This window comes from Pantoea sp. ACRSC (assembly GCF_022346785.1).
GTDB classification, from domain to species: Bacteria; Pseudomonadota; Gammaproteobacteria; order Enterobacterales; family Enterobacteriaceae; genus Pantoea; species Pantoea alvi.
In genome coordinates, this window is sequence record NZ_JAKRNN010000008.1 from 80487 (window position 1) to 98293 (window position 17807).

At 59.8% G+C, this 17807-nt stretch carries 14 protein-coding genes; 8 read left to right on the plus strand and 6 right to left on the minus strand.

All coding sequences use genetic code 11. The annotated features are described in order from the left end of the window. Positions 1-153: 153 nt before the first annotated feature. Entirely contained in the window at positions 154-570 is a 417-nt protein-coding gene (locus MHZ97_RS10205; protein WP_103795840.1) for a hypothetical protein, read from the plus strand. On the opposite strand, the gene MHZ97_RS10210 is transcribed toward MHZ97_RS10205, so the two are convergent. Both MHZ97_RS10210 and ydgH read right to left on the minus strand, forming a co-directional pair. Next, on the minus strand, positions 567-1958 hold the full coding sequence (locus MHZ97_RS10210) for a basic amino acid/polyamine antiporter (protein ID WP_103795839.1): 1392 nt from the start codon (positions 1956-1958) through the stop codon (positions 567-569). The two genes, MHZ97_RS10205 and MHZ97_RS10210, sit on opposite strands and share 4 nt — an antisense overlap. A 203-nt stretch (positions 1959-2161) precedes the next feature. Then, positions 2162-3115, minus strand: a complete 954-nt coding sequence (gene ydgH / locus MHZ97_RS10215) for a DUF1471 family protein YdgH (RefSeq protein ID WP_103795838.1) — start codon at positions 3113-3115, stop codon at positions 2162-2164. 536 nt (positions 3116-3651) lie between these two features. Here ydgH and pntA point away from each other — a divergent pair. Together pntA and pntB are read left to right on the plus strand one after the other, a co-directional pair. Further along, positions 3652-5184, plus strand: a complete 1533-nt coding sequence (gene pntA, locus MHZ97_RS10220; protein WP_239314478.1) for a Re/Si-specific NAD(P)(+) transhydrogenase subunit alpha — start codon at positions 3652-3654, stop codon at positions 5182-5184. Positions 5185-5187: 3 nt separating this feature from the next. Continuing rightward, a complete protein-coding gene (gene pntB / locus MHZ97_RS10225) occupies positions 5188-6576 on the plus strand; it encodes a Re/Si-specific NAD(P)(+) transhydrogenase subunit beta (protein WP_239314477.1) in 1389 nt (462 codons plus the stop codon). Positions 6577-6608: 32 nt separating this feature from the next. On the opposite strand, the gene uspE is transcribed toward pntB, so the two are convergent. Then, positions 6609-7568, minus strand: a complete 960-nt coding sequence (gene uspE, locus MHZ97_RS10230) for a universal stress protein UspE (protein ID WP_103795835.1) — start codon at positions 7566-7568, stop codon at positions 6609-6611. 174 nt (positions 7569-7742) lie between these two features. Next, the gene (locus tag MHZ97_RS10235) at positions 7743-8495 is read right to left on the minus strand and encodes an FNR family transcription factor (protein WP_224481751.1); all 753 of its coding nucleotides are present in this window, start codon (positions 8493-8495) and stop codon (positions 7743-7745) included. 318 nt (positions 8496-8813) lie between these two features. Between MHZ97_RS10235 and smrA the strand changes: the two genes are divergently transcribed. Then, positions 8814-9380, plus strand: a complete 567-nt coding sequence (smrA, locus tag MHZ97_RS10240; RefSeq protein WP_103795833.1) for a DNA endonuclease SmrA — start codon at positions 8814-8816, stop codon at positions 9378-9380. On the opposite strand, the gene MHZ97_RS10245 is transcribed toward smrA, so the two are convergent. Continuing rightward, entirely contained in the window at positions 9377-10297 is a 921-nt protein-coding gene (locus tag MHZ97_RS10245; RefSeq protein WP_103795832.1) for a LysR substrate-binding domain-containing protein, read from the minus strand. The two genes, smrA and MHZ97_RS10245, sit on opposite strands and share 4 nt — an antisense overlap. 322 nt (positions 10298-10619) lie before the next feature. On the opposite strand from MHZ97_RS10245, the gene MHZ97_RS10250 reads away from it, so the two are divergent. The 4 genes from MHZ97_RS10250 to MHZ97_RS10265 all read left to right on the plus strand — a co-directional run bounded on the left by MHZ97_RS10250 (position 10620) and on the right by MHZ97_RS10265 (position 16854). After that, entirely contained in the window at positions 10620-11954 is a 1335-nt protein-coding gene (locus MHZ97_RS10250; RefSeq protein ID WP_103795831.1) for an aromatic acid/H+ symport family MFS transporter, read from the plus strand. 69 nt (positions 11955-12023) lie between these two features. Beyond that, the gene (locus MHZ97_RS10255) at positions 12024-13367 is read left to right on the plus strand and encodes a VOC family protein (RefSeq protein WP_239314476.1); all 1344 of its coding nucleotides are present in this window, start codon (positions 12024-12026) and stop codon (positions 13365-13367) included. A gap of 98 nt (positions 13368-13465) precedes the next feature. Continuing rightward, entirely contained in the window at positions 13466-14983 is a 1518-nt protein-coding gene (locus MHZ97_RS10260) for a carboxylesterase/lipase family protein (RefSeq protein ID WP_239314475.1), read from the plus strand. Between the two features lie 209 nt (positions 14984-15192). Continuing rightward, positions 15193-16854 carry a methyl-accepting chemotaxis protein gene (locus tag MHZ97_RS10265; protein ID WP_239314474.1) on the plus strand — a complete coding sequence of 554 codons (1662 nt, stop codon included), beginning with the start codon at positions 15193-15195 and terminating at the stop codon, positions 16852-16854. Here the strand turns inward: MHZ97_RS10265 and MHZ97_RS10270 are convergent. Next, on the minus strand, positions 16851-17690 hold the full coding sequence (locus MHZ97_RS10270; RefSeq protein ID WP_103795827.1) for a LysR family transcriptional regulator: 840 nt from the start codon (positions 17688-17690) through the stop codon (positions 16851-16853). The two genes, MHZ97_RS10265 and MHZ97_RS10270, sit on opposite strands and share 4 nt — an antisense overlap. Positions 17691-17807: the final 117 nt, after the last annotated feature.

The following is a 17807-nucleotide window of genomic DNA, read 5'->3' on the forward strand; positions in this document are numbered from 1 at the left end:
CTGGCGAGCAGCATAGCTTTTCCCGGTCCTGAGCACTATGCCACCGCACGAAATATCCCTGCGTGACTGGTATCTGCACGGCAAAATGTGCCATCATTACAGCGCATTTAAGCAAGGTTCTGAACCATAATGAAAAACAGAGGGAGAGAGAGGGTGTCTGATAAAGAGCTGGCTTCAGCCGTATACAGTGACCGCATCTGCCTAAACTACAGTGATTTTCTCTCCGCCTCCTGCAAAAAGCGCTGGAGTTTCGTTGACGCTATCTACGGCGTAATGCCGATTTTCGGCATGGTGACGCGTAAATCCTCGGCTCGCAGTGTACAGGCGAGCGATGAGCATCTGAAAGAATTAGCATTACAAATCATTTCGACCCAGGTCAGCGACGAAATCAATATTGCCCGCCTGATCACCCTTGCCGAACAGCAGCACATCAGCCGTTTCGATATCCAGCTGCCTTATCCGCTCTCCGCGCAGCAGCTGGACGCGATCCATCAGGAATACCGCAAGCCGCTCAGCCTCACACAGCAGGACGACCTGCTGTGCGTGGCGATCCCCGGTCAGCCGCACTAAACCAGCAGCTGCCACATCGCGGGCAGCGACGCCGCCATCAGTAAGCCAATAGCCACGCGCTCCAGCTGGGTCAGCGAGACGTCACCGCGTCCGCCGCGCCGGGCGAAGAGAAACAGCAGCAGACCTGGCGCATAAAGCACCACCGACATCAGCAGATGCAGCGGCCCGGAGGCGTAGAGCAGCCAGAGTCCGTAGAGGCTGGCGCCGATCCCTACCGCCAGCGCCAGCGGCTGCGCCTTGCCGCGCGTCAGCTTCACCAGGTAGAGGCCTACCAGCAGATAAGGCACCAGGATCATTTCTGAGGCGATGGTCAGCAGCGTGTTGTAGTCGGCGTGGGTCAGGGCGATCAGGATCAGGCAGATCTGCACGCTGCCGTTGGTCAACCACAGCGAGGCGGCAGGCGCGCCGCGCGGGTTCTGACGCGCAATGCTGCGCGGGAAGGCGCCCTGCTGCGCGGCGATCAACGGCACTTCCGCCGCCATAATAGTCCAGCTCAGGTAGGCGCCGCACACCGATACGATCAGGCCAGCGGCAATGACTGCGTCGCCCCAGTGACCCATCAGGCGCGTCATCAGACCGGCCATGGAGGGGTTGCGCATCTGCGCCAGCTCGGCACGCGGCACGATGCCGAGCGACAGCAGCGTCACCAGCAGATAGACCAGCAGCGCCGCCAGCACCGCCAGCAGGGTGGCGCGGCCAACATCCTTTTTATGGCGCGCACGGGCGGAAACCACCACCGCGCCTTCCACGCCGATAAATACCCACAGGGTAATCAGCATGGTCTGCTTTACCTGCTCCCACAGCGGCTTGCCGAGCGTCAGGCCGGAAAAGTCGAACTGGAACCGATCGTAACTGAAGGCCGCTACCGCCAGCACCACGAACAGCAGCAGCGGCACCAGCTTACCGAGCGTCGCCAGCAAATTGATGCCAGCCGCGGTCTGCACGCCGCGCAGCACCAGGAAGTGCACCATCCACAGCAGCAGCGACGCGCCAAGCATCGCCTGCCAGGTATTGCCGTCGCCGAATATTACGCGGTCAGGCGTGTCGGTAAAAAAGCTGAGCGCGGAGAAGACGATCACCAGATAGGAGACGTTGGCGATCACGGCGCACAGCCAGTAGCCCCAGGCGGAGCAGAAGCCGAGCAGTTCGCCGAAGCCGGCGCGCGCATAGGTAAAGATCCCGCCGTCGAGATCCGGCTTCAGCCGGGTTAACAGCAGCATCGCCAGCGACAGAAACAGGATGCCGACGCCGGTAATCAGCCAGCCGATCAGCAGGGCGGCCGGACCCGCCACCGCCGCCATATTCTGCGGCAAACTGAACACGCCCGCGCCGAGCATTGAGCTGAGCACCAGCGCGGTTAGCGCGCTGAGACCTAATTTTTTCTCCAAAATACCCTTCCCGCTAGCATAAGTGGCTGGATTATGTTCTGAGCAACGAATTTAACCGCGCTGTTTTGCTTTTACATGACGGATTCACCTAAAAGCAGGGCGCAGATTCTACGGAGTGCGAAAAGGGATGGCAATGCGTGGTTATGCAAAATTGTGAAGGGATAATGCAAACAGCAGGGCGGCGGGCGCCGCCCTGAAGCAAATTACTTGAAGAGGTCGGCGGTGACGGTGAGGTTGCCGCCGCTCTGGTTCTGCCACTGACGGGTCACGTGGTAGAACTTCGCCCCTTTGTCCGCAGCGCGTTTCGCCACTTCTTCCGAGATTTCGGTCGGCGTGCCGAAGTGGCCGGTAAAGGTTACGGTGTCAAACGGCTGCATCTGCGCGGCAGTGATGGCGTTGACTTCCTGAATCGACTTGCCGTTGGAAAGTTTCACGGTGTAGCGCTGACCGGTAGAGCTCTGGGTTTCGAAGAAACGGCCGACGCTGTTGCTCGGGGTTTCTGAAGAGGCGACGCCCGGGATCTCCACGCGCTTCGCCGCTTCGCCGCCGGCCGCCAGCGCTGCTTTGCCCGCCTCGGAATCCGCCGGGATCAGGTTCGGGCTCTGCACCTTACGCTCTTTCGCGTCGGCCTTATAGACATAGGCGGTTACATACTGATTGCCGCCGTTGTTGGCGTCCACCTGGCGCACGATAAAGAACGAGGCAGCGCCTTTCTCTTTCGCCGCTTTACTGATGGCGTCGTTAACGTCGGGCTGGCTGGCGAAGAAGCCGCTGACGCTCACGGTGTCGAACGGCTCCAGGCGGAAGGCTTCCGCTTTCGGCAGCTCTTTCACGCCGTTCATCACGCGGTAGGTGGTGGTGTTGCTCGCTTTTGGCGCGTCCGCTTTATAGAGGTCGGCCGTCACGCGCCAGTTGCCGCTGTTGCCGTTGCTGTCGTTGATGCCCTGAATGTAGTAAGAGGCGGCACCCAGCTCATCCGCACGTTTCGACACGGCGTCAGCCGCATCGTTAATCGCGTTAAAGCGGCCGGTGACGTTAATACGTTCGAATGGTTTCAGCTCGGCCGCTTTTTCCGGGGTCAGCTCCTGCGCGGCGAATGCGTTGCCCGCGAGCAGGGATAACAAGGTTGACGCCAGAATGGTGTTCTTCAGCTTCATAAAAATGATCCTTCGCCTTACGCAAAATGAGTACGAAAACGTGCTGGACTCTTGATGTATAACAGATTAGCCGACGATTATTGCATGTTATAAACAGGCTGTCGCAGCCAATTTATGCGACAAATCTCGGGAAATTGATAGCGAAATTCATCCTGACGTCACGCAAATTTGCTACGCGCGTTTTTTGTACTGATTATCAGTAAAGGTGGTAACGCTTAGTGCTGAAACAGTTAATGCATTGTTAAATAAAGGTTTTTGTTAACCGGATATTCGTCATGACACGATTCTGCTTAGCAGAATATATTTCAAACTTTTCAATTTGCAGTCGCAAAGCGCGGCTTTTCTCTTTTGACGCTGAATAATCGTATGAATGTCACTGGCAGAGGTTCTGATTGTAGATCGCTGTTCATATTTTCAGTAGGTTATAAATACTTTGATACAAGTGCATTTCGTTCATAAGCGCCTGAAACGCCCGTTTCAGGCGCTGTGTCGTTATGCAGTCAACAGGCCATCATCAATCGATGAAAGGGATGAATATGTTAATTGGAATACCCAAAGAGCGATTGCCCAATGAGGCGCGCGTGGCGGCGACGCCGAAAACCGTTGAGCAGCTTATTAAGCTGGGTTTTAGCGTCGCCGTTGAGCATGATGCTGGCAAGCGCGCCAGCTTTGATGACGAAAGTTTCGTGGCCGCCGGCGCAACCCTCTGCGACAGCCAGCAGATCTGGCAGTCCGATATCGTACTGAAGGTTAACGCGCCCGACGACGAGGAGATTGCGCTGACCCTTGCGGGAAGCACGCTGGTGAGCTTTGTCTGGCCGGCGCAGAACGCCGCGCTGCTGGAGAAACTGGCGGCGCGTCAGGTCACCGTAATGGCGATGGATGCCGTGCCGCGCATCTCGCGCGCACAGTCGCTGGACGCGCTCAGCTCGATGGCCAATATCGCCGGCTATCGCGCCATTGTTGAAGCGGCCCACGAGTTTGGCCGTTTCTTTACCGGGCAGATTACCGCGGCGGGGAAAGTGCCGCCGGCGAAAGTGATGGTGATCGGCGCGGGCGTTGCTGGCCTGGCGGCGATTGGCGCGGCGGGCAGCCTCGGCGCTATCGTGCGCGCCTTCGATACCCGCCCGGAAGTGAAAGAGCAGGTACAGAGCATGGGCGCCGAATTCCTCGAGCTCGACTTTGAAGAGGAGGCGGGCAGCGGCGACGGCTATGCGAAGGTGATGTCGGAAGCCTTTATCAAGGCGGAGATGGCGCTGTTCGCCGCGCAGGCAAAAGAGGTCGACATTATCGTCACCACCGCGCTGATACCGGGCAAACCGGCGCCGAAGCTGATCACCGCCGAGATGGTCGCCAGCATGAAGCCGGGCAGCGTGATTGTCGATCTGGCGGCGCAAACCGGCGGCAACTGCGAGCTGACCGTCGCCGATCGCGTTACCGTCAGCGATAACGGCGTGAAGATCATCGGCTACACCGATCTGCCCAGCCGTTTGCCGACCCAGTCCTCACAGCTTTACGGCACCAACCTGGTGAACCTGATGAAGCTGCTGTGCAAAGAGAAAAACGGCGAAATCACCCTTGATTTCGATGATGTCGTGGTGCGCGGCGTGACCGTTATCCGCGATGGCGAAATTACCTGGCCCGCGCCGCCGATTCAGGTCTCTGCCGCGCCGAAAGCCGCGCCTGCGGCGGCGCAGCCGGTGGTCAGTGAGGCGGCGAAGCCTGCGCCGACCTGGCGTAAGTATCTGCTGCTGGCGCTGGCGATCGTGCTCTTTGCCTGCCTCGCCAACGTCGCTCCAGCAGAGTTCCTGTCGCACTTCACGGTGTTCGCGCTCGCCTGCGTGGTGGGCTACTACGTGGTCTGGAACGTCAGCCACGCGCTGCATACGCCGCTGATGTCGGTCACCAACGCCATCTCCGGCATTATCGTGGTCGGCGCGGTGCTGCAGATGGGGCACGGCGGCTGGGTCACGTTTATTTCGTTTATTGCGGTGCTGATTGCCAGCATCAATATTTTCGGCGGTTTTACCGTCACCCAGCGCATGCTGAAAATGTTTCGTAAGGGGTAACCGATGTCTGGCGGATTAGTAACTGCAGCATACATTGTTGCCGCGATTCTGTTTATTTTCAGCCTGGCGGGGCTTTCGAAGCATGAGACCTCAAAGCAGGGCAACCTGTTCGGCATCAGCGGGATGGCGCTGGCGCTGCTGGCGACTATTTTTGGTCCCGACAGCGGCAACGTCGCCTGGATTTTGCTGGCGATGGTGATCGGCGGCGCTATCGGCATCCGTCTGGCACAGAAGGTCGAGATGACCGAAATGCCGGAGCTGGTGGCGATCCTGCACAGCTTCGTCGGCCTGGCCGCAGTGCTGGTAGGTTTCAACAGCTTTATCGATCATGCGCCGGGCCTGCCTGCGGTGATGGAGAATATCCACCTGACCGAGGTCTTCCTTGGCATCTTTATCGGCGCGGTAACCTTTACCGGCTCGCTGGTGGCCTTTGGCAAGCTGCGCGGCAAGATTTCGTCGCGTCCGCTGATGCTGCCGCATCGCCATAAGCTCAACCTGCTGGCGCTGGTGGTCTCTTTCCTGCTGCTGCTGTGGTTTGTTCGCACCGAGAGCACCGGCGTGCAGGTCTTCGCGCTGCTGCTGATGACGCTGATCGCGCTCGCCTTCGGCTGGCATCTGGTGGCCTCTATCGGCGGTGCCGATATGCCGGTGGTAGTTTCGATGCTTAACTCCTACTCGGGCTGGGCGGCGGCGGCGGCGGGCTTTATGCTGAGCAACGACCTGCTGATCGTTACCGGTGCGCTGGTGGGCTCGTCGGGTGCCATTCTCTCTTACATTATGTGCAAGGCGATGAACCGCTCCTTTATCAGCGTGATTGCCGGCGGCTTCGGTACCGACAGCAGCGCGGGCGGCGAGAGCGAAGAGGCGGGCGAGCATCGCGAAATCAGCGTGGAAGAGACGGCCGAGCTGCTGAAGCACTCTTCATCGGTGATTATCACCCCAGGCTACGGCATGGCGGTGGCGCAGGCGCAGTACCCGGTGGCGGAGATTACCGAGAAGCTGCGCGCCCGCGGCGTTAAGGTGCGCTTCGGCATTCACCCGGTTGCCGGACGCCTGCCAGGCCATATGAACGTGCTGCTGGCCGAGGCGAAAGTGCCCTACGACGTGGTGCTGGAGATGGATGAGATAAACGACGACTTCTCCGACACCGATACGGTGCTGGTCATTGGCGCCAACGACACGGTTAACCCGGCGGCGCAAGACGATCCGCGTAGCCCAATCGCGGGCATGCCGGTGCTGGAAGTGTGGAAGGCGCAAAACGTCATCGTGTTTAAGCGTTCGATGAACACCGGCTATGCCGGCGTACAGAATCCGCTGTTCTTTAAAGAGAATACGCAGATGCTGTTCGGCGATGCCAAAGCGAGCGTGGAAGGGATACTGAAAGCGCTGTAACAAAAAGGGCGGCCAGATGGCCGCCCTTATTTTTAATCGTCATCATCCTCTTCATCGTCATCAAGCGACACGGGCGATGTGAAATCGTCAGGCTTGATCGCCAGCAGATCGCAGCGCAAATGGTCAATCACCTGTTCCGCCGTATTGCCGAGGAACGCCGCCGACAGGCCGGTGCGGCCAATGGTGCCGAGCACCACAATCCCGGCGCTGAGCTGACCTGCGATATCGGGGATCACCTCTTCAGGTAGCCCTTTGGCAACGTGAGTAAACTCTTCGCGAATGGAAAACTTCTGACGCAGCGCCTTCATCGCCACCAGATGCTGGCCGCGAATGGCGTCGTTATAGACGCTGGGGTCAAAGTCAGGCAGTTCGATAGCGATATTGATTGGCGTCACGGGATAGGCGCCCACCAGATGCACCTCAGTGTGGTTCACCATCTCCGCCAGCCGCGTGGTTTCACGGATCAGCTTCTGATTAAGCTCATCGTGATGCGGCTCTTCGCTGGCGAGATTAACCGCCACTACCGCTTTGCCGCCTTCCGGCCAGGGCTGATCTTTCACCATCCACACCGGGCAGGGGCACTTTCGCAGCAGATGCCAGTCGGTGGGGGTGAAAATCACCGCTTCCAGCCGGTCGTGCTGATGCGCCATTTTCAGCACCAGATCGTGCCCGTGCGTCAGCACCTCCTGGATAATGGCTTCATAGGGGCGGTTATGCCACACCACCTTGATCTCAATCTCCACGCCCGCCTCGAGATAGGCGTGCGCCTGCTCGCGGATCCACTCGGTGCGCTGGCTGATCACCCCTTGCCGCATGGACGCGCGCTCATCAGGCGACAGCAGCGTGGTCATCTCATAGGAGAAGTCATAAATCGGCAGGTAGGCTTTGATTTTGCCGCCGATACGCTGGTTGAGGTAAACTGCGCGGCGCAGCGCCGGCTGATCGTCTTGCTGAGGGTCGATAGCGACCAGCATATTTTGGTAGCGGGACATAGGGACTAACTCCTTAAACCAAGGCGAACTGGTTTAAAGATAGCCTAAGTTAACCGCGGGAAGAAGCGGAAAAGTTGCTGTGGGATTAATAAACTAACAAATATGCGGCGCTAATCAGAGTTGCAGAGGCGTTGCGCCCATACCTGCAACTCTAATCATTAGACGGCCAATTAATTAAGCAGCCTGAACGCTCTGACCTGCCAGTTCAGACAGCAGGTCATGATTTTCAATGGTAATATATTTGCCTTTGACCGCCAGCATGCCCGTTTTCTGAAAACGGCCCAGCAGGCGGCTGATGGTTTCAACGGTCAGGCCGAGGTAGTTGCCGATGTCGCCGCGCGTCATGGTCAGGCGAAATTCGCGCTGCGAGAAGCCGCGCTGGCCGAAACGACGGGAAAGATTCCAGATAAACGCGGCCAGGCGTTCTTCGGCGTTCTTCTTGGACAACAGCAGGATCATATCCTGGTCGCCTTTGATTTCGCCGCTCATCAGACGCATCATCTGCTGGCGCAGGGCCGGCATTTTGCCTGACAAATCGTCCAGCGTTTCGAATGGAATCTCACACACCATCGCCGTTTCCAGCGCCTGCGCGAAGCTGGGGTGGCTGCCGCTCATAATGGCGTCGAAGCCGACCAGATCGCCCGCGAGGTGGAAGCCGGTAATCTGCTCGTCGCCCTGTTCGGTGATGGTATAACTCTTGATGGTGCCGGAGCGGATAGCGTAAAGCGATTTCAGATCGTCACCCGCTTTAAACAGCGTCTGGCCTTTTTGAATCGGTTTTTTACGCTCGATAATATTGTCAAGCTGATCCAGCTCATGTTCATTCAGAGTGAACGGAATGCACAGCTGACTAATGCTGCAGTCCTGACAGTGGATGGCACAGCCACCTGACTGAATACGGCGAATGGTGCGTTTTTCAGTGATCATAATATACGCTCGACGATTATTGACTGGGGTCAATTTTAACATTTTTTGTGCTGAAGGGAACTCGTCCGAGCAGTTTTAGGCCCATAAAGAGTAGGGATGTCCGATGCGGCGCGGAGCCGCGCTGTGACAAGCCCTGCGCATCACACTTTTGCGATCTGGCACGAAAACTTTCCACTTTTTTGATCTCGATGCGCATTTTTCAAACGCCAGAATGGGGTGATCGAACGCTGGCGCACTGATTTTTGCGTTTGCTACTATTGCAATTGCAGAGGCGGAATTGATCTCTGTTCCCTTATAGACCTGGTATGAGAAATGACTATGAACCTGGACGATGAAGAGCTGTTTCGGGATGCCATGGGTGACGTCACGCCGTTAAAAGATAGCGCCAGCACCCTGTGGCTTAAATCGCCCTCGCCCAAAGCGCCGCGTCGGCCTGAGGCAGAGAAAGAGGAAGAGAACTTCCTGACGCGCGGCTACCTCGACATTATCCCCCTCGCTACGCCGCTGGAGTACAAGGCCGACGGCATCCAGCAGGGCGTTCTGGATAAGCTGCGTAAGGGAGAATATAAGATGGACGCCAGCCTGAATCTGCTGCGCCAGCCGGTAGAGACCTGTCGGCAGGCGGTGTTCAGCTTTATGCAGCAGGCGCGCAAAGATGGGTTGCGCAATTTGCTGATCATTCATGGCAAAGGGCGTGACAACGAATCCCACGCCAATATCGTGCGCAGTTACCTGGCGCGCTGGCTGCGCCAGTTCGACGACGTGCAGACCTTCTGTATCTCGCAGCCGCAGCATGGCGGCGCCGGTGCGCTCTATGTCGGCCTGCGTAAAACCGAAAAGGCGCGGCTGGATAACCGCGAGCGCCACGCGAAGCGGAGCCGTTAGTCGGGCGCCTTGCGGATGGTCGCCATCAGGATCTCCGCGCTAAGGCTCAGCGGATGGCCGGTTCGGGTAATAATGCCGACCGGCTCTCCGGGGCCCGAGGAGCTGATGGGCAGGGCGCACAGCGCATTGTGCGCCAGATCTTCTTTGATGGCGCCCGATGGCACAAACCATACGTAGTCATAACGCAGCGCCAGCTGGCGCGCCAGCGAGGTTGATGAGGTTTCGACGCAGGTGCTGGGCAGGGTGCAGCCCTGTTCATCAAGCATCTGCTGTGCAATACGGCGCGGGGCAGTGCCTTCAGGGGAGATCACCACCGGCCACTGCATCGCCCGAGAGAGAGTGACGTTGTCACTTAACAGCGGGTGTTCGGGACGTACCACCAGCTTGAGCGATTCCAGAAACAGCAGCTCATAAGTTAAGCCGGTCATCATCTCGCTATCCGCCATGCGGCCGATACCGATCTCAAATTCGCCCGCGCGTAGCCCCGCCAGCAGCACGTTATTGTGCAGCGTGGCCACCTGCACGGTGGCGTGCGGCTGCTGCTGGTGAAAGCGGTCGAGAATTTGCGGCAGCATACCCATAGCCGCCGTGGTCAGCGCGCCGAGGCGGATCACTACCGGACGGGTCGAGATCGGCAGAGTGAGGCTCTGGCCCGCGTGATTAAGGGCATCCAGCACTTTTACCGCGTGAATAAGAAACTGTTCGCCCATAGTGGTGAGCTGCGCGCCGAGCCGGCCGCGTTCAAACAAGCGTACCCCCGTCAGCTCCTCCAGCTCGTTAAGGGTCTTTGAGAGCGCAGGCTGGCTCAGGCTCAGCGTTTCCGCCGCGCGGCCCAGGGTTCCCTGCTGCGCGACCGCAACAAAGGTATGAAGATGGCGCAAGCGAATGCGCTGATTGAAAAGGATATTTTTGTCCATCTCACAAACCTAATGAGTTTGGCCGCTCTACGGCAACCAGTAAAGTTGGGTTTTGTTAACTTTGCTGCAAAATAAAATTAACAAAAAGCGTCGCCTGACGCTACTTGTTGATAAAAAGAGAAAAACAGGCTTAGCCGCAAAGCGGATGACGCGTTAACCTTATGCTCACCTCAGCAATTTCAACAGGTTAACTGATTAATGTTGAATAATTCTCAATATCATATAAAAATCAGGCGTCTTATCGTTAACGATGGGCTATCATAGCTGCCGTTTTTTTTACCAAAACTGATGCATCAGGGGTGAGCGCAGTGAGGAGTTCGCAGTGACCAGCGTCGAGGCCGTGGACGTTCGCCAGTTAATCAATCAATCAGAGCTTAGCCGCTGGCAAAAGCGTCTGATTGCGCTCTGCTTTATCGTGGTTGCCCTTGACGGCATGGATATCGCGCTGATGGGCTTTATCGCGCCGACGCTCAAGGCGGGATGGGGCGTTACTAACCATCAGCTCGGCCTGGTGATCAGCGCCGCGCTGGTCGGGCTGGCGCTCGGCGCGATGCTGGCGGGGCCACTGGCCGATCGCTATGGCCGACGTATGATGATTATCCTCAGCGTCTTTTTCTTCGGGCTCTGGACGCTCGCCACCGCGCTGGCAAACAACATCGAACAGATGATGCTGTTTCGCTTTCTTACCGGCCTGGGGCTGGGCGCGGCGATGCCCAACGTCGGCACGCTGGTGGCGGAGTACGCGCCGGAGCGCCGCCGCGCTTTTATCATCACCGTGGTGTTCTGCGGCTTTACCTTCGGCGCCGCCAGCGGCGGTTTCGCCGCCTCCTGGCTGCTGCCGCGCTATAGCTGGCATGCCGTGATGCTGCTGGGCGGCATTCTGCCGCTGGCGATCCTGCCATTTCTGGTTCGCGGCCTGCCGGAGTCGGTGCGCTTTCTGATTAGCCGCCGCGCGCCGGCGACGCGCATTCACGCCATTCTTGAGCGGATGCTGCCTGGCGCCACGCGTCCCGACAGCGCTTTTCACTCGCAGGAGCCGACGCCGCAGACCCAGGGCGCAATCGCTACCGTGGTGTCGCGCCGCTATCTGTTCGGCAGCCTGATGCTGTGGGGCGGCTATTTTATGGGGCTGTTTCTGGTCTATCTGATCGGCAGCTGGCTGCCGTCGCTGATCAATACGCTGGGCATGTCGGTCACCGAGGCGGCGATTATTACCGCCATGTATCAGGCGGGCGGCACCCTGGGATCGCTGTTCGCAGGCTGGCTAATGGATCGCTTCAACGCCACGCTGGCGCTGGCGGCCATCTATTTCTGCGGCGGGCTGGCGATCGTCTCGCTGGGCTTCTCCCCGGCGGAAGTCGGCATGATGAGCGGCATTGCCTTTCTTAGCGGCTTCTGTTTCAACGGTGCCAACACCGGCATGAACGCGCTTTCGGCCAGCTACTATCCCACGCACGCGCGCGCCACGGGCTCCAGCTGGATGCACGGCGTCGGCCGCGTCGGCGCCATCCTCAGCGCCTTTGTCGGCGCGGAGATGCTTTCGCTCGGCTGGTCGTTTAGCCTGATTTTTATGCTGCTGGCTATTCCCGCGCTGCTGACGACCCTGATGCTGGTGATGAAAAACCGCTTCGGCTTTAAGCCGATCACAAATCCGTAACTTTTTCGCCTGCCGACAGCGGGTTGCTCTACAGTAGCAGCAATCTCGATCATGTCAGGAGCAGGCACCATGAATGACTTCCTCAGCGCGGACGCTATCCGCACGCGCTTCTCACAGGCGATGTCCGCTATGTATCAGCAGGAGGTGCCGCAGTACGGCACGCTGATGACGCTGGTGCAGCAGGTCAACGCGCGCTGTTTAACCGATAGCCCGACGCTGAAAGCGCGGCTCAGCGCCGCGGACGAACTGGAGCGCCTTAACCTGGAGCGCCACGGTGCCATTCGCGTCGGCACGGCGCAGGAGCTGGCGACGCTGCGGCAGATGTTTGCGGTAATGGGCATGGAGCCGGTCGGCTATTACGATCTCTCGCAGGCGGGCGTGCCGGTACACTCCACCGCGTTTCGTCCGGTGAGCGATGAGGCGCTGCGGCGCAATCCCTTCCGCATCTTTACCTCGCTGCTGCGGCTGGAGCTGATTGACGACCTTGAGCTGCGGCAGAAGGCGGCGGCGATACTGGCGCAGCGTGATATTTTTACGCCGCGCTGCCGGGCGCTGATAGCGCAGCATCAGCAGCAGGGCGGCCTGGGCGAAGCTGACGCCGACGCCTTTGTCACTGAGGCGCTGGAGACCTTCCGCTGGCACGCGCTCAGCACCGTTGACCGCGCCACCTATCAGGCGCTCAGCCAGCAGCATCGGCTGGTCGCCGACGTGGTCTGCTTTCCGGGATGCCACATCAACCACCTGACGCCGCGCACGCTGGATATCGATCGAGTGCAGGCGCTGATGCCGGAATATGGCATCGATCCCAAGGCGCTGATAGAGGGACCGCCGCGGCGCAACGTGCCAATTTTGCTGCGTCAGACCAGCTTTAAAGCGCTGGAAGAGGTGGTGAGCTTTCAGCAGGGCGACAGCGGCACCCACACCGCGCGCTTTGGCGAAATCGAGCAGCGCGGGGCGGCGCTGACGCCAAAAGGCCGCGCGCTCTACGATCGCCTGCTGGCGGAAGCGGGCACCGGCGCTGATAATCAGCAGCACCAGCAGCGTCTGGCCGACGTGTTTCGCGCCTTTCCCGATGATGAGCGCAGCCTGCGCGAACAGGAGCTTGCCTGGTTCCACTACCGGCTGAGCGAACAGGGCGAGGCGCAGCCGCCTCAGGCGGGCGAATCCCTGGCGATGCTGATCGAGCAGGGCCGCATTATCGCCGATCCCCTGGTGTATGAGGATTTTTTGCCGGTGAGCGCGGCGGGCATTTTTCAGTCAAATCTGGGCGATCGGGCGCAGGGACGTTCCGCCGGCCACGCCAGCAGGGCCGATTTTGAACGGGCGCTCGGGGCGCCGGTGCACGATGAAATGCAGCTTTATCAGGCGCGCCAGCAGCAATCGCTGGCACGGTGCGGTTTTGCCGATGCGTAACGGCATCGATTCAGCATAATCTGCAAATGCACCAGACACATGGACAATATCTTAACGGCCTGTAGATAATGCCTTAACGCTTTATCAGGGAACAGGTAATGAAAAACAGACGACCTCTGCGCCTCAGCACAGCCGAAGGCGAGCTAAGAGGAAGTATGGATGACGATCTCTTTGTTTTTAAGGGTATTCCATATGCCGCCGCGCCGGTAGGCGCGCTGCGCTGGCGCGCGCCCCATCCGGTTAGGCCGTGGCAAGAGGTGCGAGACGCAACCGCCTTCGGCGCCGCCTGCTGGCAAAACCGCACCCTCTGTGCCGTCGCGGGCGGTGGCGATCCCGGCCCGCTCAGCGAAGACTGCCTCTATCTTAATGTCTGGACCCCCGACGTCGAGCCGGCACGACCGCTGCCGGTAATGGTGTGGCTGCACGGCGGCGGCTTTGTTATGGGATCGGGCGGGCTGCCGCCCTACAGCGGCAAGCCGCTGGCGGCGCGCGGTGCCGTGGTGGTAACGGTCAATTATCGCCTCGGCCACCTGGGGTTCTTCGCTCATCCGGCGCTGGATGCGGAGTACCGCGACGGCGGCGTGGTAAACAATTTCGCCTTGCTCGACCAGATTGCCGCGCTGCAGTGGGTGCAGCGCAATATCCCCGCGTTTGGCGGCGATCGTGACAACGTCACCCTGTTCGGCGAATCTTCCGGCGCGCGCAGCGTGCTGTCGCTCTGCTGCTCGCCGCTGGCGGAGGGGTTGTTTCATAAAGCTATCGCCCAAAGCGCCTACAGCCTGCCGGACAAGCCGCGCAAAGCGGCGCTGCAGCAGGGTGAGCAGGTTGCGGCCCATTTTGGGCTGCCCAACGCCACCGCGCAGCAGCTGCGCGCGCTGCCTGCCGACGCCTTCTGGCCGCTGGAATCGCCGCTGTGGCACGGGCCGGTGCCCATAGCGGGCGACGCCGTGCTGCCCCAGCCGATGCTGAACACCTTTATGGCAGCGCGCCAGCACCGTATTCCGCTGATGGCAGGCAGTAACAGCGACGAAGCGAGCGTGCTGGAATACTTCAACGTCGACAGCGCAGAGGTGATGCGCCAGCTGCGCGTTGGCCGTCCGCTCAGCTATCGGCTGCTGAAGTGGCTGTATGATATTCACGACGATCGCCTGCTGGGACGCGCGGCGGCGCGCGATCTGGCCTTCAGCGTGATGCCGTGGATCCTGATGCGCGCCCAGCACAACGTCGGCATGCCGGGCTGGCGCTACTGGTTCGACTATGTCTCCGAGCAGTCGCGCGATCTCTATCCGCACGGCGCCTGGCACGGCAATGAGGTGCCCTATACGCTCAATACCCTGACGGCGATGCAGCCCGTCGACAGCCAGCGACCCTATACCGCCGCCGATCGCGCCTTTGCCCGGCGCATGGCGGACTACTGGTTCACCTTTGCGCGCGACGCCAGCGCATTCAGCCACCGGCTGGAGGGCGAGATAAGCTGGCCTGCCTGGCATCCCGGCGAGGACGTCACGCTTGCCTTTGGCGAAGGGGGAAAAGAGGCGCTGCTGCTAAAGCGCAATTTTTTACGCGCTCGCCTGAGGCTGTTTCGCCTGATGATGAAAAGCATGGTGAAGCTTTGACGACTAATTGTTAAGGCGGCAGCAAGGTTTATCACCCGGTGCCGCCTGAGTAAAAAATTATAAATCAATTATTTAGCCTTGCGCTGCGCGTGATAATTGAGCAATTTTATTGCTAACTAAAACCCTGTACCTTCCTCAATCCCTGCCGATAACGCCTGTATGCCCGAGATTATCGGGCCCCCTCGGTTTTCACCGTCAAGGACTTGGCTATGGGTATATTAAAAAATTTCACAATTCGCGCCGTTATGCTTTGGATTCTCGGCCTGTTTTGCCTGCTGTGGTGCGCGGTAGGCTGGTTTAGCGTGCATTCGCTCGGCGAGCTCAGCAAGGGCAATGAGGTCGATCGTCATCTGGTGGCTCAGATGACCATCTTAGGCAAGGGCAACGACCAGTATTTCCGCGTCATCACGCGCCTGTCGCGCGTGATGGAGATAAAAGCGGTCGGCGCGCAGCCCACCGACGCCGACTGGAAACCGGTCCAGCAGGCGCTGGACAATATGAAGCAGCAGCTGGCGCAGTTTAAACAGATGGCGCCCGGCCCGATGGATCCGCAGATCGTCGATAAGGTCATCAGCAACTGGCAAAAACTGCTGGATGAGGGCGTCACGCCGCAGCTGGAGAAAGCGCGTCAGGCGTCGCTTGAGGCCTATCGCCAGCACGCCAGTACGGTAACGCCGGCGCTAAGCCGCGCCTTCGGCGCCAGCGCAGAGGCCTTTAACCAGGCGGCGGCGGTCACGCTCGATCAGACCCGCGTCAACGTCGATCGTCTGACCGTGATGACCAAAATCACCCTGGTGGCGGCGGTCTTCGTAGGCCTGCTGATCCTGCTGTTTACCGATCGCTATCTGGTAACCATGTTGGTTAAACCACTGGATCGCATCCGCGAGCATTTCGCCGTGATCGCCACCGGCGACCTCAGCCAGACGGTGCAGCCTTTCGGCCGCAACTGCGTGGGCAAGCTGGTGCCGCTGCTGAGCGCCATGCAGGAGAGCCTGCGCGAAGCGGTGAGCGCCATTCGCAGCGGCACCGAGAATATTTCGCGCGGCGCGGCGGAGATTTCAGCCGGCAATAACGATCTCTCTTCCCGTACCGAAGAGCAGGCGGCGGCGCTGGAGCAGACCGCCGCCAGTATGGAGCAGCTGACCGCGACGGTGAAGTTCAACGCCGACAATGCGCGTCAGGCCAGCATGCTGGCGGAAACCGCCTCGTCGACGGCGCAGCAGGGCGGCCAACTGGTGAGTGAAGTGGTCTCCACCATGAACGGCATCTCCGGCAGCTCGAAGAAGATCGCCGAGATCACCAACGTGATTAACGGCATCGCCTTCCAGACCAACATTCTGGCGCTGAACGCGGCGGTGGAAGCGGCGCGCGCCGGCGAGCAGGGTCGCGGCTTTGCGGTGGTCGCCAGCGAGGTGCGCAATCTGGCGCAGCGCAGCGCCGCCGCAGCGAAAGAGATCGCCGCGCTGATTGAGGATTCGGTGCAGCGCGTCGATAAAGGGGCGACGCTGGTGAGCAATACCGGCAGCACCATGAATAATATTCTCAAGTCGGTGCAGGACGTGGACGCCATCATGAAGCAGATCGCCGCCGCCTCGGAAGAGCAGAGCAAAGGCATCTCGCAGGTGGGCGTCGCCGTGACCGAGATGGACAGCGTCACGCAGCAGAACGCCTCGCTGGTGGAGGAGGTCTCCGCCGCCGCCGCCGCGCTGGCGCGTCAGACCGAATCGCTGGAGGCTTCAGTCTCCCGCTTCCGCCTGTCGTCGCAGACGCCGCTGGCCAGCGCGCCGTCTGGTCGCGACAGCGCGACGCCGCCCGCTGGAGGCACGCCACGCCTCAAAGCGGAGCAGAGCGCCGACTGGGTCACCTTTTAATCCCGCGACAGCCACGCCGCCAGATCCGCAAGGAAAGGCGGCGCATCCCTGACGGGGCGCTGCAGCAGGCTGTAGGCCGCCCCGGTTTTTACCCGGCTGGCGAACGGCGCTATGAGTCGACCGTTCGCCAGATCGCTCTCCACCAGATTAATATCCGCCACCGTTACGCCAAACCCCTGTATGGCCGCGCTAATCGCCAGATCCATGGTGCTGAAATGTTGATTACGCCCCATCGTCAGTCGGGTATTCTGGGCGCTGAGCCACAGCTGCCAGTCGCGGGTATCGCCGGTGGGATGCAGAAAGGTCATCGCCGCCAGCCCCGCGGGCAAGGCGGGCGGCGCGATATCAGCTGCCATCACCGGCGTAATCGCCTCGTCGAACAAGTGGATCGCCCCAGGCGGCGGCGTGCCGTACAGGATAGCGGCGTCGAACCCCTCCAGCTCGGCGTGATGCTCAAGCGTGGTGGTCAGCGCGACGTGCAGCTCCGGCCGCTGCTGCTCCAGTGCCACCAGCCGCGGCACCAGCCAGCGCATTGCGCAGGTCGGCGCCCTGAGGCGAATAACGCCATGCTGACGCATCGCCTTGTCCGTCGCGCCCGCCATCAGCTCAAATCCCTGCCGCAGCTCCGGCAGCAGCGCTGCGCCCTGCGAGGTCAGGCGCAGGCCGCGCGCGTGCCGTTCAAACAGCGCAAACCCCAGGTAGTGTTCAAGGGAGGCGATTTTTCGGCTTACCGCGCCCTGAGTGAGGCAGAGTTCGCCCGCCGCGTGCGTCAGGTTAAGATGCCGAGCGGTGACCAGGAAAGCGTGTATGGCGTTAAGCGGCAGAGAACGCGGCATTGTCACTCCAGCTATGCAAATTTGTCATGGCTATTATGACAACAATTCGCTTGTCGGCTCAAGCGCCGGGTCGTTGAATAGAAATTAACGAAAACAACATTTTTATGCAGCCGCGCA